The sequence below is a fragment of the Lysobacter soyae genome, from assembly GCF_019551435.1.
GTDB lineage: Bacteria > Pseudomonadota > Gammaproteobacteria > Xanthomonadales > Xanthomonadaceae > Solilutibacter > Solilutibacter soyae.
Genome location: NZ_CP080544.1, coordinates 664,240 through 679,219, shown reverse-complemented (window position 1 = coordinate 679,219; position 14,980 = coordinate 664,240). Strand labels below are relative to the sequence as shown.

The following is a 14,980-nucleotide window of genomic DNA, read 5'->3' as shown; positions in this document are numbered from 1 at the left end:
ATGACACGACCCTTCCAGCTGTTGCGGATCGACCACATTGTCCTTCGCGTCAAAGGGCTTGACGCGAGCGTGGCGTTTTACGGCGCGGAGGCCAATGGTCTTTCTCTGTACGTGAAAGACCTCGACGGCAACGCCTTCGAATTGAAGGGCGCATCAGACCCATGAACCTGCGCGATCTCAAGTACTTTGTCGCGTTGGCTGAACACCGCCATTTCGGCAAAGCCGCCGAGGCGAGCTTTGTCAGCCAGCCGACTTTGTCCATGCAGATCCGCAAACTGGAAGAAGAACTGGGCGTGGCGCTGGTCGAACGCACGTCGCGCAAAGTCATGTTGACGCCGATCGGCGTCGAAATTCTGGTCCATGCGCGGCGTGTGATCGATGAAACCGAGATCATGCGCAACCTCGCGCGCAGCAGTCAGGATCCTTCCACCGGCAGCATCCGTCTCGGCGCATTTCCCACCCTCGGGCCGTATTTCTTGCCGCTGGCAGTGCCGGCATTGCGTGCGGCTTTTCCCAAGCTGGAAATGTTTCTCATTGAAGAGAAGAGCGATGTCTTGGTCGAACAGTTGAAGGCCGGCAAAATCGATGCGGCGTTACTCGCCCTGCCCTTGCACGACGACCGGATCACGGTCGCGCCCTTGTTCGACGAGCGTTTTTTGTTGGCCGCCCCGGCAGACGATCCGTTGGCCACGGCGAAACGGGTCAAGACAAGTGACTTGGTTGACCACAGTCTGCTTTTGCTTGAAGACGGCCACTGCTTGCGTGACCAAGCACTTGAGGTCTGCCGTATGTCGGGTGCGCGCGAACGCGCGGGTTTTCGCGCCACCAGCCTTGAAACACTGCGACAAATGGTCGCTGCCGGCATGGGAATGACTTTGCTTCCCGAACTGGCGGTCCGCGAGGGACAGCCGAGGCCTGAAGGCATGGTCGTACGTACGTTCGAAGGCGCGCAGCCTGTGCGAAGCATCGGGCTGGCATGGCGGGCGAGCGCGCCGGCCGCGGGATTCTTTCAGCAGCTGGCAACGGTGTTGCAAGACACCGCTGCAGATGTCTTGACCCGTTGAGCCGCGGATGAAGATTTCGCGCGGCGGATTTTGGTGGTTACTGACGGCACTCGTCGCCGCTTTTATCTCTTTCGCCTTGCTTGATCATCACCGCCGCCAACAGCGTGCGGTGCTTGCGGCGACAACCGCGTCCGAGCCGGGCACCGGCGGAAACTTCGAGGTCGATGTCGCGGCCATGGATTGTCCGACACCGTTCGCAGACCAATCGCCCGTCGCGCAACCATTGCAAGGCGATGGTGAGGGTCTTCCGAACGCATTCGCCCTTGCCCAAGGCGCGGCGACTCCGATCGCGCCATTCGCCGTCGAGGGCCGCGTCCTCGGCAGAAAGAATTACGACAGCGACCGCGAGTCACGATTTGCCCCGACGGATATCGCCTTCGGTTGGGGACGCATGCGGGATCCATCCGTGATTGATCGACTCCATATCACTCAATCATCGCGCTGGTATCACTACAGCTGGACCGGGGAACCGCCCTTGCCGGTCGCTGAAATCGTACGCAGCAGCGCCAACATGCACATGATCCCGGCAAACACGCGCATTGCCGACGCGCTGTCAGACGTCGCACGCAACGACATCGTTCGCGTCGACGGATTCTTGGTGACGGTCACGGATGGCAAAGGTTGGGGTTGGCATTCTTCGACGACGCGCGAAGACTCCGGTGCCGGCGCCTGCGAAGTGGTTTACGTCTGCCGCGTTCGGATCAAGTCGATTTAGGCTTCAGGCCGGCGACGAAAATACCGGCCAAGGTGATGGCCAATCCGCCCCATTGCCTTGGCGTGGTGTCGATGTGGAACAAAATGACATCCAGCAGGTAGGCCACCAACGGCTGAAACAGCAGCAGCAAACCGAGCACCGCAATCGGCAAAAGGCGCATGGCGCGCGATATCAACACCCACGCCAGACAATGGCCGAACACGGCGAGCGCCAGGATGTAGCCAAAGGAGGCGGCTGATGGAAAAGCGAAGGATTCGCCACCGGCAAGTGCAAAGCCGCCGAGCAACACGCTTGATAGCGCCGCCGCAATGAACAGGATCTGCATGTCGCTCACATGCAGGTGTTCGCGCTCTGAAATCTGCTGCGTCTTCTTGATGCCGACGTTGTAGAAGGCATAGGCAAGACCGGTGGCCAACCCGAGAAACACGCCCCAATGGTAGTTCTCGGGCAAACTGCTCCAGCCGCCGCCCAACAGCAGCCAAAGCCCGAAGAAGGCCAACAGCACGCCCGAGGCATAGCGCCAATCAAGCCGGTCTTTAAAAAACACCACACCGGCAATTGCGACAAAAAACACCTGTGTGTTCGCCAGCAACGTCGAGATTCCGGGCCCAACGATGTGGATGCTTCGATGCCACATCCAAAGGTCCGTGGCGAAGGCGATACCCGGGATGATGCTCCACAGCCATGCGCGGCGCGACATCTTTTTCCAGCCGCCTTGCATGAGCAAAGCGATGCCGAGAATGACCGCGGAAAATGCCATGCGCCAGAATGCCGAGACCGTCGGAGGCATGTCCGCCATTTTCACCATCAACGCATTGGTGCCGATGATGGCTGCGCCGATCAGCATCGGCACCATGGCCGCGCGTGAGACGTCTTTCAACATGTGATCAGTAACTGATCGGGCAAGAGACGCCCGTGCCCTTCAATCCGCAATAACCGTTCGGATTTTTGGACAGGTATTGCTGATGCATGTCTTCGGCGTAATAAAACTCGGGCGCCGGAAAAACGATCTCGGTACTGATGGGCGCCGACAAGCCTTTTTCTGCCAACGCGGCTTCAAATGCCTTGGCACTGGCCTTGGCAGCCTCGAACTGCGCTTCCGTGGTGGCGTGGATGGCCGAGCGGTATTGCGTGCCCAGATCGTTGCCTTGGCGCATGCCTTGCGTCGGGTCATGCGACTCCCAGAAGGCTTTCAACAACTCGGCATACGAAATCACCTTGGGGTCGAAGACGACGCGCACCACTTCGAGATGGCCGGTTTCACCCGTGCAGACTTCTTCATACGTCGGGTTCGGTGTGTAGCCGCCCGCATAGCCCACGGCGGTGGTGAGCACACCCGGCAGGGTCCAGAACAGGCGTTCAACGCCCCAAAAACAGCCCATCCCGAATTGCGCCACCTCGAGTCCCTCGCCGGCAGCGGTTTTCAACGGACGGCCGTGCACATGGTGACGATCGGTGAGCGGCATCTCCGAGGACCGACCCGGCAGTGCCTGTTCGGGCCCCACCATACGCTGCTTATACGCGCCAATGCCTGACATGGTTTTCCTCGCTAAAATGGACGAATGACTCAAGGCCCATTATCTGCAATGTCGAACCCGGAAGATACAAGCGCACCCGTTGGCACGGACTTTATTCGCAATATTGTTCGGGACGACTTGGCGTCGGGCAAACATGCGCATATCAAGACGCGCTTCCCGCCCGAACCCAACGGCTATCTGCATTTGGGCCATACGCGCGCGATCATGACCGACTTCGGCATTGCCGCCGAACACGGCGGCGAGTGCAATTTGCGCTTCGACGACACCAACCCGGCCAAAGAAGATCCTGAATATGTGCAGGCCATCCAGGACGATATCGCATGGTTGGGCTTCCAATGGCACGACTTGCGCCATGCGTCGGACTATTTCGGTGTGTTCCATTTGGCCGCGATCAAATTGATCCAAGACGGCAAGGCCTTTGTCTGTGATCTGAGTGCAGACGAAGTACGCGCCTATCGCGGCAGCTTGACCGAACCCGGCCGTCCCTCGCCTTTCAGAGACCGGTCGATCGAAGAGAATCTCGACTTGTTCGCGCGCATGCGCGCCGGCGAGTTCCCGGATGGTGCCCGTACCCTGCGCGCGAAGATCGACATGGCCTCGCCGAACATCAATATGCGCGACCCGGCCATTTTCCGGATCAAGCACGTCGAACATCAAAACACCGGGAATGAGTGGCCGATTTACCCGATGTACGACTACGCACATTCGCTGAGCGACGCGATTGAAGGCATCACCCACTCGCTGTGCACGCTCGAGTTCGAGGACCATCGCCCCTTGTACGACTGGTGCGTCGACAACGTCGCGCTGCACGACCATCCCGAACTGCTCGCACCCATCACCGAGAAGGGCTTCCCGAACGAAGCCGCCAAGCCGCGTCAGATCGAGTTTTCCCGCTTGAATCTCGATTACACCGTCATGAGCAAGCGCAAATTGATGGCGCTGGTTCAAGAAGGCCTGGTCGATGGATGGGACGATCCGCGCATGCCGACTTTGCAAGGCATCCGTCGCCGCGGTTACAGCCCGCAAGCGCTGCGCTTGTTCGTATCGCGTTTGGGCTTGTCGAAACAGAATTCGACCATTGATTACACAGTACTGGAAAACACCCTGCGCGAAGACATGGACGTGCGCGCCGAGCGCCGCATGGCCGTGATCGAGCCTTTGCGTTTCGTTCTCACCAATTTGCCCGACGACCACGCCGAATTGCTGAACTTCCACAATCATCCGAAAAACGCCGAGTGCGGTGACCGCAAGGTCGCGTTTTCAAACACGGTCTATATCGAACGGGAAGACTTTGCCGAAGTGCCGCCAAAGGGCTGGAAACGCCTGGTGCCGGACGGCGAAGTGCGACTTCGCGGCGCCGGCATTGCCAAGTGCACAGAAGTGGTTAAGGATGCCGACGGCAATATCGTCGAGCTTCGCGGCACGTTGGATTTGGAATCGCGACCGGGCATGCCGGGTGCGGAGCGAAAGGTCAAAGGCACCTTGCATTGGGTGGATGCCAAGACCGCCGTGCCGGCCGAGTTCCGTCACTACGATCGTTTATTCAACGTCGCCGATCCGGACGACGACAGCGACGGCAAAACCTACCGCGATCATTTGAATCCCGAATCCAAACACGTGCTGCACGGTTTCGTGGAAGCCGCGGCCGCGCAAGCCGCCGCCGAGACGTTCTATCAGTTCGAGCGCATCGGTTACTACGTCGCTGATCGCAAAGACCATCGTGCATCGGCTCCTGTTTTCAATCGCAGCGTGACTTTGCGCGACACCTGGATGCAAAAGGAGCGCTGACATGCCCCGCGTCTTCGCATTGCTGCTTAGCTTGCTCGTTTTGGTGTCATGTTCCGCGCCCGCGTCAAAACATCCTGACGCCGCGGTCGGACCCAACCCGTTCGAGAAGCCCGTGGTGCAGCGGCCGATCACGACGGACACGCCTGAAGCGCCGAAGCGCAGTTGTAAGACGGACGCCGATTGCGTGGTAAAGGATGTCGGCAATTGCTGTGGTCATTACCCCGCCTGCGTCGCCAAAGATGCGCGCGTGGACCCGGCCGCCGTACAGGCCAAGTGCTCGAAAGAAGGCCGCATGGCGGTGTGCGGATTCCCGGTGATTTCCGCCTGCAGCTGCGTTCAGGGCATGTGCCAGGCTGCGTCGGGAGCGACGTCATGATGGCGGTCCCCTTGCAGCTCCACATCACGCTGCCGCAATGGCTGCACGACTTTCCCTTCGATGCGACCTACGAATCCGATGAAGACAAGGTCGGCTTGGCCATTGCCTTGTCGCGCATGAACGTCGAAAAATCCTCGGGTGGCCCTTTTGGTGCCGCGATTTTTGCGCCAGACCACCGACTGATCTCGGTAGGGGTGAATCGGGTGCTGCCGCAATCGAACTCTGTCGCGCATGCGGAAATGATGGCGTTCATGCTGGCGCAATCGCGTTTGCAGAGTGCGCGCATAAACGTTGCGATGGACGGCAGCGCGTGGGGACCGATTACGTTGGCCACCTCGTCACAACCTTGCTGTCAGTGTTTCGGCGCAAGCATTTGGGCGGGTATCGATCGCATGTTGGTGGGCGCGCGCGCGGAGGATGTCATGGCATTGACAAGCTTTGACGAAGGCCCGCTACCTGCCGATTGGCCGGGTGAATTGGCCAAGCGCGGCATCCAATTGCAGAGTGACCTGTTGCGTGAGGCCGCCTGTGAAGTCTTGCGAGACTACAGTCGCCGCGAAGGCGGACATTACTGATGCAACACACCGGCGCATTCGCTTGGTGCCGCGCCGGATTCGAACCCGATTTGGCGGCCGAGTTCACCGGCCGTGCCGCCGCGGCGGGCATTGCCGGCTACGCGCGGACCGAACGCGAATCTGGATACGTGCAATTTTTTGTCGACCCGGCAGACGCAGTGTCTCTCGAGTCCGCCGTGCCATGGCGCGACACCGTGTTTTCCAGAAGCACGATGTCGATGCTCGCGGAATTGAAAATCGCAGACCCCACCGATCGCATCTCGCCGATGCTGGCAGCGCTGCAGGGACTCAGCTTCAACGCTGTCTGGGTGGAACATCCCGATTCGGACGCCGGCAAACCGCTATCCGGCCTCGCAAGAAGTCTGGGCAATGCGCTGCGCCCGGCATTGAAACGTGCCGGCATGCTGACGCCACAAGCCGAACGTCGCTTGCATGTGCTCTTGCTGTCGGGCACGCATATCGTTTTGGGCAGCACACGACCGACGGCCGCTTCGCCTTGGACCCAAGGCATTCCAAGGTTGCGAATGCTGGCGGAAGCCCCTTCGCGATCAGCGCTCAAACTCGAAGAGGCCTTGATGACGCTGTTGAGCGCCAACGAGAAAACCGCCTTGGTCAAGGAAGGCATGCGCGCGGCGGATTTGGGTGCGGCGCCCGGCGGCTGGACTTGGGTGCTGCTGCGCGAAGGCATGCATGTCACTGCGATCGATAACGGACCGCTGCGTGAGCACGTCATGGACACGGGCCGCGTGACGCATTTGCGTGAAGACGGTTTTTCCTGGCGTCCCCCTCAATCGCTCGATTGGATGGTGTGCGACATGGTCGAGCAGCCCGTGCGTGTGGCGTCGCGGATGGCAACCTGGATACGTGAAGGCTGGTGCCGCCAAACCATCTTCAACCTCAAACTGCCGATGAAAAAGCGTTGGCTGGAAACGCAGCGCTGCTTTGAGGTGATTGAACGCGAGGCCGAGCGGCCCTTGGCGATGCGCGCCAAACAGCTGTATCACGACCGCGAGGAGATCACTGTTTACTGCCGCGCGTTGTGAGTCACATGCCCGCGGCGTGACGCCACAAGGCTCGCTTGAGCGGACCCGCGCGTTGGGCCACTGCCAACGCGCTGGCACGGACCATACCGGCCAAGGGATCGTCGCGCCGGTAGACCTTGTTGATCGTGTCGAAGGCCATGGCCGACACCACGTTGTCACTTTTGCGACGTCGCGCCCAACGCATCAATCTTGTGGTGCTGTCGAAAGCTTGTTTGCGGGCTGCGGCATCGCGCACGCTCGCCAGCAAGGCCGTGACATCACGCAATCCCAGATTGACGCCTTGCCCGGCCAGCGGATGGACGACGTGCGCGGCATCGCCCATCACCAACACGCGGCCCTGCAATTGCGAGTCGACCAACTGACGCCGGAGCGGGAAACTTGCGCGTTCGGACACGAGGGTGAGCTCACCCAAACAACGGTCGGATGCGCGCGTTACCGCCGCATTGAATTCATCTTCGGCCATGGTGCACATCGCCTCGGCGCGCGCGCTCGGCAAGGTCCAAACGATGGAGATCCGACGACCTTCAAAAGGCAGCAACGCCAACGGACCTTCGGCGAGAAAACGCTGATATGCCGTGCCTTCGTGTGGTCGATCCGCTGAAAGATAAGCCACTACGCCACGTTGCGCGTAGTCTTCGGCAGCGACGTTGACGCCTGCCAAGTCGCGCAATGTCGATTGCGCGCCATCGGCGGCAATCGCGATACGGCAGTCAAGACCGCGACCGGATTCAAAGCGCACCCGGACACCTATGTCGTCTTGGCTGATCGATGCCACACGTTCGGGACAATGCACCTCGACGCCGGCCTTATCCAACGCCTGCCACAAGCGATCGACGAGCAGACCGTTTTCAATAATCCAACCCAACTGCGGCGTCGCCATGCTGTCGGCATCGAATTCCAGCGCAGTGGTGCCGATCGCATCCCAAACACGCATTCGGCGATAGGCACAGGCGCGCGCTTTGGCCACCGGTTCCCAAACGCCCAAGTCTTCTAACAGGGCTTTGTTGTCAGGGGCAAACGCAAATACGCGCAGGTCGGGCGTATCAGCCCGCCAGTGTCCGGGCTGCCGCGCTTCGACCAAAGCCACTTGTAAACCCGCTTTCGACAATGCCAGTGCACAGGTGGCGCCGACCACGCCTCCGCCGACGACGACGGCATCCAAGCGACTCAAAGGTTGGCTCCCGTAGCACGACAAATGTCCGGGACGCGGCCGCGATAACCCATCGCGCCGCCGACCACGCGCGATTGCAGCCATTGGGTTTTCAAGGCCGCCAGGGCGACACTACGGAACGGACGCAAGAGCGGCGATTCCATGGCGGTGACACGCGCCAGACCGTCAGACATCCTGATGGTTTCCTGCCTGTCTTCGGCGCGTGCGGCAGCGTATGCCGACAACATCGCCGGACTGCCGAGCCCATCGCGATGCGCGTTGACACATTCGACCAAGGTCAAGGCATCACGGAAGCCCAAATTGAAACCTTGCGCGCCGACAGGGTGAATCGTTTGCGCGGCATTGCCGACCAAGACCGCGCGCGGCGCATGCAACGCGGCGGCGACGACGCGCCTGACGGGATATCGGCTGCGCGTGCCGGCCGACAGGAAACGCCCCGCCCGCCAACCGAATACCGATTGGATGCGGGCAACGTAGTCGGCCTCATCCAGCGCGGCGACCGCATCCGCGTCGGTGCGCGACACGCCATGCACGACACCAAAGTGCCGATCGCCGCGCGGCAGCACCGCCGTGGGGCCGTCGGGACCCAGACGTTCCCATGCGGTGCCATCCGGTGCCTTGTGGCTGCGCATGCGGCACACAAACAAATCCTGACCGTAATCGAAGGTGTCCGCTCTGATGGCTAGCGCATCCCGCACCGCGCTGCTCGTTCCGTCGGCGCCGATCAACAACCGGCACGTCAATGTCTGGCGCTGACCGTCCGATTCGATGTCAATCTGACGCGATTCGGCCTCCAGACGGGTGCCAAGGAATTTGGCCGGCCGGTAACGCGTGACACCCGCAGTGACGAGGCTGGCCTCAAGTGCATCACCCAAATCCTTGGCCACGACGACGCGACCGAATGCGTTGCGGTCGTAGTCTTCCGCATCAAAGCGGACTTGACCGAAATCACCGACACGGCTGATATGGATGTGTTGGATCGCACCGGTCGGCGCGCGCAAGTGCTGCCACACCCCCAAACCCTGCAATCCGTTGACGGTCGCTTCGGCGCAACTCAAATTGCGCTCATCGAATACGGGAGGCATCGCGCCGGCGGGGCTCGCCTCGACCATTGCAACATTCAATCCGGCGGGCGCGAGCGCTATGGCGAGACTGGCGCCGACAAGGCCGCCGCCGATGATGACGATATCGTGTTCAGCATGCATGTCGGCATGATACCGCCGCCCAAGTGAGCGCTTGCGCTAGAATTTACGCGTCAAGAGGAGAAACGCAATGCAAGCCAACGAAATACGCCGTTCCACCGCCGTCGATGCGGGCATTTTTGCCGCGCTGGCCTTGGTCATGGCAGCCACCCGTCTTCACCATTTCGGTGCGGTGCCGGATGCGTCGTGGGCAGTGTTTTTCGTGGCCGGTTTCTATCTGCGTCGCTGGACGGCTTGGGCCTTTCCGGCCTTGATGGTCCTGGCGGTCGCCGTCGATTACTTCGTGATCACCGCTTCCGGGCTCGACTTCATGAAGCACTACTGCGTCTCGCTCGGTTACTGGGCCTTGATTCCGGCGCATTTCGCGATGTGGGCAGGCGGTGCATTGATGAACAACGTGGTGACGCAATCGGCCGGCAAGCGCTTGGGGGCGCTCGTGGTCAGCGTTGTCGTCTCCGTAGTGGTTTGCCATGCCTTCGCGCAAGGCGGCTTCTACTGGTTGAGCGATTCGGTGAAAAACCCGTCGGTCGCCGGTTGGTTCAAGAATTACACCGATTGGTTGCTGCCTTACATGGGTGTTGCCGCCAGCTACATCGGTGTCGCCGCGCTGCTGCACGTCGCTGCCGTGAAAATGCTCGGCTTGTCGGAATCCGCGACTGCCCGTACAACTAAGTAAGCCGGCAAATACCCCTGCATGGGCAACCGGCTCTCCAAGATCTACACCCGCACCGGCGATGACGGCAGCACGGGCTTGGGTGACGGCAGCCGCATCCAAAAGGATTCGGCGCGCGTCAATGCTTACGGCACGGTGGATGAAGCCAATTCCTGTATCGGGCTGGTGCTTGCAAGCGAGGTTCCGGAAGATATCGCTGCCCTATTGACCCGCGTCCAGCACCAACTGTTCGACCTCGGTGGCGAGCTGTGCATTCCGGGCCACGCGGCGATTTTCGACCGGGATATCGATACGCTCGAAACGCAACTCGATTATTACAACGACGACTTGCCGCCTTTGAAAGATTTCATCTTGCCCGGTGGCGGTGAGGCGGCTGCTCGCTGCCATATCGCCCGCACTGTTGTGCGTCGTGCCGAACGCGAGACGGTCACTCTTGCGCGTTTGGAAGACGTTCGGCCGGAAGCCATCCGCTACCTCAACCGGCTCTCCGATTTATTGTTTGTCCTGTGCCGCGTCCTGGCGCGCGCTAGCGGCCACGGCGAAGTGGTTTGGGACCACGATCGCCGCAAGGTTTAATCGCGCGCTTCGAAGTCCAACGACGCCGAATTGATGCAGTAGCGTTCGCCCGTCGTTTCGCGCGGCCCATCCGGAAACAGATGCCCCAAATGCGAATCGCATCGGGCGCAGCGCACTTCGATTCGGCGCATCCCGTGGCTTTCATCCACATGCTCGGTCACCGCGCCGGCGGACAGGGCGCGGTCATAACTCGGCCAGCCGCTGCCGGAATCGAACTTGTCGTCGGAGTCGAACAAGGGCGCGTGGCAAACCACGCAGGTGTAGGTGCCATCCGCGTGGTGATCCCAATACTTACCGGTGAAGGCGCGCTCGGTCGCCGAACATCGGGTCACGGCATATTGTTCCGGCGTGAGTCGCGCACGCAGGCTGTCGTCGTCTTCAGGAATACCCGTTGCCATCCCGCTCTCCTTTCATGAACGCGTCACCCGCAGATGAATGACACAACCATGATGATTGCCGATACACGCCGGATGCGTCAAAGTAGTTCGCTGAATAGATAAGGATGAACCCGCGCGTGCGACTTTCCATTCGACTGTTGCCCCTGACGCTCGCCATTTGGACGGCCCTACCGGCACATGCCGAGGACAAGATGCCGATCAGCTGGAAACGATGCCCCATCGTAGACCCGGTCCCGGCTTTCACCGATACGCAGCCGACCGGCGACGACACCAAGGTGAAGCGCAATACCTTGCCGACCACGGTCGAAGGTGACGAACAGACCGGCACGATCGACATTCCGGTGTTCTCCGGCGCGGTGAACTTGAACCGCGGCAACCAGTTTCTGGGTACGGACAAGCTGACGTTCAACAAGAACGACAACACCTATGTTGCCGAAGGCCATGTGCGGTACCAGGACGGCAATATGCGTGTGGTGGCCGAGAAGGCCCACGGCAACCAGGACACCGACGAACACACCATCGAAGACATGCGCTACCAGTTGGTCAGCCGCCGCGGCAATGGCACGGCGGACACGATCAACATCAAAGACGATTTGGGCCAGATGTACGGCGCCACCTATTCGACCTGTCCGCCCGAAGCACGCCATTGGCAGCTTGAAGCGCGTGAAATCGATATCAACAACGAGGAAGGCATGGGCATCGCCCGCGGCGCAAAGCTGCGTATCGGTCGAATCCCTGTGCTGTACATGCCCTTGTTTGTTTTTCCGGTGGACGGTCGACGCCGGACCGGTTTGTTATATCCGAGCATTTCGACCACAGGTCGCAACGGCTTGGATTACAAGCAACCGATTTATTTGAATCTCGCGCCCAATTACGACATGACTTTGTATCCGCGCATCATGTCGAAACGCGGCGCGTCTTTGGGTACGGAATTCCGTTACCTCAACGCGACGGGTGAAGGCACGATTGCGGGCACCTACATGCCCAACGACAAACTGCGTGACATGTCGCGCGGCTCGTTCGTCTTCAACGGTTATCAAAACCTTTCGCAACATTGGCAAGCGCGGGCGGGTCTGGTTTGGTTGTCCGATACGCGATACCTCGAAGATTTCAACAACTCGTCCGCCGGCATCGCCAACTACAACGTGTTGAGTTCGGTGGGCATTTACGGCAACGGCCGTTACTGGAACGCCGGCATCATGGCGGACCGGTATCAGCTGGCCGATTACACCTTGACCAATGCCAGCCTGCCCTACGACCGCCTTCCGCGGTTGTATTTGAACTGGGATCAACCGGTCGGCAGTCTGTTTCGCGCCGGGATTGAAGCTGAAGCGGTCCGCTTCTCGCATCAAAGCTATCGCCCGATTCTCGCCGGTGGCGCACTCGGTGCCAGCACGGATATCCCGGGCGGATCGCGCTTGGATTTGAAGCCGTTCGTCAGCATGGAAATTGAACGTGATGCGTGGTATCTGCGACCGACGGTGGCATGGCGCTACACCGCCTACCAATTGGATGGCCAGCTGGCCGATCGCATCGCTTTGGACAATGCCAACGCCTATGCCGCGACGACGGGCACCGCAGTGACACCGGCCTTGGTCGCGCAATATCGCCAAGCCAACCCAACGCGTACTACGCCGATTTTCTCTGTGGATACCGGCCTGTATTTTGATCGCGCATTCAAATTCCGCGACACGGAATACACGCAAACGCTCGAACCGAGATTGTTCTACCTGCGTGTCCCGTACAAGGATCAAAACGCGCTGCCGATTTTTGACACCAACGCGCTGAGCTTCAGTTGGGGCCAGTTGTTCCGTGACAATCGCTATTCGAGTGCCGACCGTCAGGCCGATGCCAATCAATTGACTGCCGCGATCTCCAGCCGCGTGCTGCGCCAATCCGACGGCCATGAAGTTCTGAATGTCAGCTTCGGCCAAATCCATTATCTGAGCGACGCCCGCGTCCACCTGCCGTGGGAAAAGACCATCGAGAAGGGGTCGTCAGCTTACGTTGCTGACGCCAACTGGTCGCCGAACGACAAGTGGCAGTTCGGCGCCTCCATGCAGTGGGATCCGAAAATCAAGCGCCGCGACCTCGCCAGTGTGCGCGGTCGCTATCTGTTCGGCGACGGCGGCATTGTGAATCTTGCCTACCGCTACCGCCGCGACCTGCTCGAACAGGCGGACTTCTCGTTTGTCTATCCGATTAACGATGCCTGGAGTCTGGTGGGGCGCCATTACTATTCATTGAAGGACAATAAGCCGATCGAAACCTTGGGCGGCGTCCAATTCGACAGCTGCTGCATCGCCATTCGTGTGGTGGCTCGCAGATATATCGCCACGCGTGAAGGCGATCTCAAGAACGGCATCATGCTCGAGTTCGAATTGAAGGGCTTGGGCTCGGCGGGGCAGGACACGAAGCGGACCCTGCGTCGTGCTATTCTCGGCTACCACCGAGACGACCTCTATCTCATTCCGCCCGAAACCGCTACGGGCCAGACAGTTTCGGATCCGGACCCGACCACTTTGCCATGAAGAAATTTGCATTCCTTTTGATCGCCGCCCAGCTGGCTTTTGTTTCGCCTGCCCCGGCTCAATCCATCGACAGCATCGCCGCAGTGGTCAACGAAGACGTGATCTTGCGCAGCGAAGTCAAGCTGGCAACGGACAACATCATTGCGCAGAACTCGGCACGTGCCGCCGAGCTCCCGCCGCGCGACATCCTTGAACGCCAAGTGCTTGAGCGCCTCATCATGATGCGTTTGCAACTCGCTCGCGCCAATTCCAGCGGCATGCGCGTCGAAGACGCGGAAGTCGATCAGGCAGTGGCCAGTATTGCCCAACAAAATAATCTGACGACGGCTCAGTTGGTTGCGCAAGCCACGCAAAACGGCATGAGCGAGCAGGCATTCCGCAAAACCATCGCCGACGAACTGCTTTTGCAACGCATGAAGATGGCCTACGCGCAAAGCACGATTCGCGTGAGTGAAAGCGAAGTCGACAATGCCCTGTCCTCGATGTCCAAGGGCGGCACCCAATACCACTTGGCCAACATCGTGGTGACGCTGCCGGAAGGCGCGACCGCCGAGCAAATCGAACTCGGTCAAAAGAAAATTGATGGCATCAAAGCGCAATTGGACAAGGGCGAGCTGGATTTCACGGCGGCCGCGATGCGTTTCTCGAACGGCCCGAACGCGCTTGACGGCGGTGATTTGGGTTGGCGCGCCATTGAAGAAGTCCCGCCGGCCTTTGCCCAACAACTCGTTTCCATGAAGCAAGGCGACATCCTGGGTCCAGTGCGCGGCACGACGGGCTTCCAATTGCTGAAGTTGGTTGAAGTACGCCAAAACGCCGCGGCATCGAACACGGTGACCCAGTACCGCGTCCAACAAATCCTGATCAAATCGGCTGACCCGGCCAACGACAATGCGGCGCGCGCAAAAGCGGAAACCCTGCATGCCCGTCTTGCCGGTGGCGCCGATTTCGCCAAGTTGGCCAAATCGGATTCCGACGATGCAGCCAGCAAGGATCGTGGCGGTGAACTTGATTGGCGCAGCCAGGACGGTTTGGGCGAAGTCGGCGCAACCGTCGCCGGCTTGGCTGACAACGGCCTGAGTGCCCCGATCCAAACCGCGCAAGGCTGGGTCATCGTCAAGCGTTTGGGCACACGTCAGGGCGTGGCCGCCAGCGATGACCAACGCGCCCAAGCGCGCGACATGATCGGTCGTCGCAAGCTGGAAGAAGCCTATGATCGCTTCCTGCGCGAAATGCGCGGCGAAGCCTATGTCGACATTCGTCGTGCGGATGGCAGTTCCGAATCCGCACCGGTCGCGACGCCGGCGCCCGCGCCGGCGAATTGAGGCCG

The 14,980-nt window shown here is 60.2% G+C and carries 16 protein-coding genes; 11 read left to right on the top strand and 5 right to left on the bottom strand.

Annotated features, from left to right (window positions below; translation table 11 throughout):
- Genes H8L67_RS03125 through H8L67_RS03115 form a run of 3 tightly spaced genes read left to right on the top strand, consistent with a single transcriptional unit; the run spans position 1 to position 1,779 of the window.
- Entirely contained in the window at positions 1-165 is a 165-nt protein-coding gene (locus H8L67_RS03125; RefSeq protein ID WP_220380327.1) for a VOC family protein, read from the top strand.
- The gene (locus H8L67_RS03120) at positions 162-1,064 is read left to right on the top strand and encodes a LysR substrate-binding domain-containing protein (RefSeq protein WP_220380326.1); all 903 of its coding nucleotides are present in this window, start codon (positions 162-164) and stop codon (positions 1,062-1,064) included. Before H8L67_RS03125 ends, H8L67_RS03120 begins: the two co-directional genes overlap by 4 nt.
- A 7-nt stretch (positions 1,065-1,071) precedes the next feature.
- Complete coding sequence (locus H8L67_RS03115) at positions 1,072-1,779, top strand: hypothetical protein (protein WP_220380325.1); 708 nt, start codon at positions 1,072-1,074, stop codon at positions 1,777-1,779.
- Here H8L67_RS03115 and H8L67_RS03110 read toward each other — a convergent pair.
- Positions 1,766-2,662, bottom strand: coding sequence for a DMT family transporter (locus H8L67_RS03110; RefSeq protein WP_220380324.1), 897 nt, complete (start codon positions 2,660-2,662; stop codon positions 1,766-1,768). The genes H8L67_RS03115 and H8L67_RS03110 overlap by 14 nt on opposite strands.
- A gap of 4 nt (positions 2,663-2,666) precedes the next feature.
- Positions 2,667-3,317, bottom strand: coding sequence for a peptide-methionine (S)-S-oxide reductase MsrA (gene msrA, locus H8L67_RS03105; protein WP_220380323.1), 651 nt, complete (start codon positions 3,315-3,317; stop codon positions 2,667-2,669).
- Between the two features lie 48 nt (positions 3,318-3,365).
- On the opposite strand from msrA, the gene H8L67_RS03100 reads away from it, so the two are divergent.
- Genes H8L67_RS03100 through rlmM form a run of 4 tightly spaced genes read left to right on the top strand, consistent with a single transcriptional unit; the run spans position 3,366 to position 7,099 of the window.
- On the top strand, positions 3,366-5,105 hold the full coding sequence (locus tag H8L67_RS03100; protein ID WP_220380322.1) for a glutamine--tRNA ligase/YqeY domain fusion protein: 1,740 nt from the start codon (positions 3,366-3,368) through the stop codon (positions 5,103-5,105).
- A gap of 1 nt (position 5,106) precedes the next feature.
- The gene (locus tag H8L67_RS03095; protein ID WP_220380321.1) at positions 5,107-5,481 is read left to right on the top strand and encodes a hypothetical protein; all 375 of its coding nucleotides are present in this window, start codon (positions 5,107-5,109) and stop codon (positions 5,479-5,481) included.
- Positions 5,481-6,056, top strand: coding sequence for a nucleoside deaminase (locus H8L67_RS03090; RefSeq protein ID WP_220380715.1), 576 nt, complete (start codon positions 5,481-5,483; stop codon positions 6,054-6,056). Before H8L67_RS03095 ends, H8L67_RS03090 begins: the two co-directional genes overlap by 1 nt.
- Entirely contained in the window at positions 6,056-7,099 is a 1,044-nt protein-coding gene (gene rlmM / locus H8L67_RS03085) for a 23S rRNA (cytidine(2498)-2'-O)-methyltransferase RlmM (RefSeq protein ID WP_220380320.1), read from the top strand. Before H8L67_RS03090 ends, rlmM begins: the two co-directional genes overlap by 1 nt.
- Before the next feature lies 1 nt (position 7,100).
- On the opposite strand, the gene H8L67_RS03080 is transcribed toward rlmM, so the two are convergent.
- Complete coding sequence (locus tag H8L67_RS03080) at positions 7,101-8,270, bottom strand: FAD-dependent oxidoreductase (RefSeq protein WP_255556022.1); 1,170 nt, start codon at positions 8,268-8,270, stop codon at positions 7,101-7,103.
- On the bottom strand, positions 8,267-9,475 hold the full coding sequence (gene ubiH, locus H8L67_RS03075) for a 2-octaprenyl-6-methoxyphenyl hydroxylase (RefSeq protein WP_220380318.1): 1,209 nt from the start codon (positions 9,473-9,475) through the stop codon (positions 8,267-8,269). The genes H8L67_RS03080 and ubiH overlap by 4 nt, the downstream gene beginning before the upstream one ends.
- Positions 9,476-9,542: 67 nt before the next feature.
- Between ubiH and H8L67_RS03070 the strand changes: the two genes are divergently transcribed.
- Complete coding sequence (locus tag H8L67_RS03070) at positions 9,543-10,148, top strand: hypothetical protein (protein WP_220380317.1); 606 nt, start codon at positions 9,543-9,545, stop codon at positions 10,146-10,148.
- A gap of 18 nt (positions 10,149-10,166) precedes the next feature.
- Positions 10,167-10,721, top strand: coding sequence for a cob(I)yrinic acid a,c-diamide adenosyltransferase (locus H8L67_RS03065; protein WP_220380316.1), 555 nt, complete (start codon positions 10,167-10,169; stop codon positions 10,719-10,721).
- Here the strand turns inward: H8L67_RS03065 and msrB are convergent.
- On the bottom strand, positions 10,718-11,119 hold the full coding sequence (gene msrB, locus H8L67_RS03060) for a peptide-methionine (R)-S-oxide reductase MsrB (RefSeq protein WP_220380315.1): 402 nt from the start codon (positions 11,117-11,119) through the stop codon (positions 10,718-10,720). The genes H8L67_RS03065 and msrB overlap by 4 nt on opposite strands.
- A gap of 116 nt (positions 11,120-11,235) precedes the next feature.
- Here msrB and lptD point away from each other — a divergent pair, with 116 nt between their 5' ends.
- The gene (gene lptD, locus H8L67_RS03055) at positions 11,236-13,650 is read left to right on the top strand and encodes an LPS-assembly protein LptD (protein WP_343222347.1); all 2,415 of its coding nucleotides are present in this window, start codon (positions 11,236-11,238) and stop codon (positions 13,648-13,650) included.
- Entirely contained in the window at positions 13,647-14,975 is a 1,329-nt protein-coding gene (locus H8L67_RS03050; RefSeq protein WP_220380313.1) for a peptidylprolyl isomerase, read from the top strand. The genes lptD and H8L67_RS03050 overlap by 4 nt, the downstream gene beginning before the upstream one ends.
- Positions 14,976-14,980 lie beyond the last annotated feature (5 nt).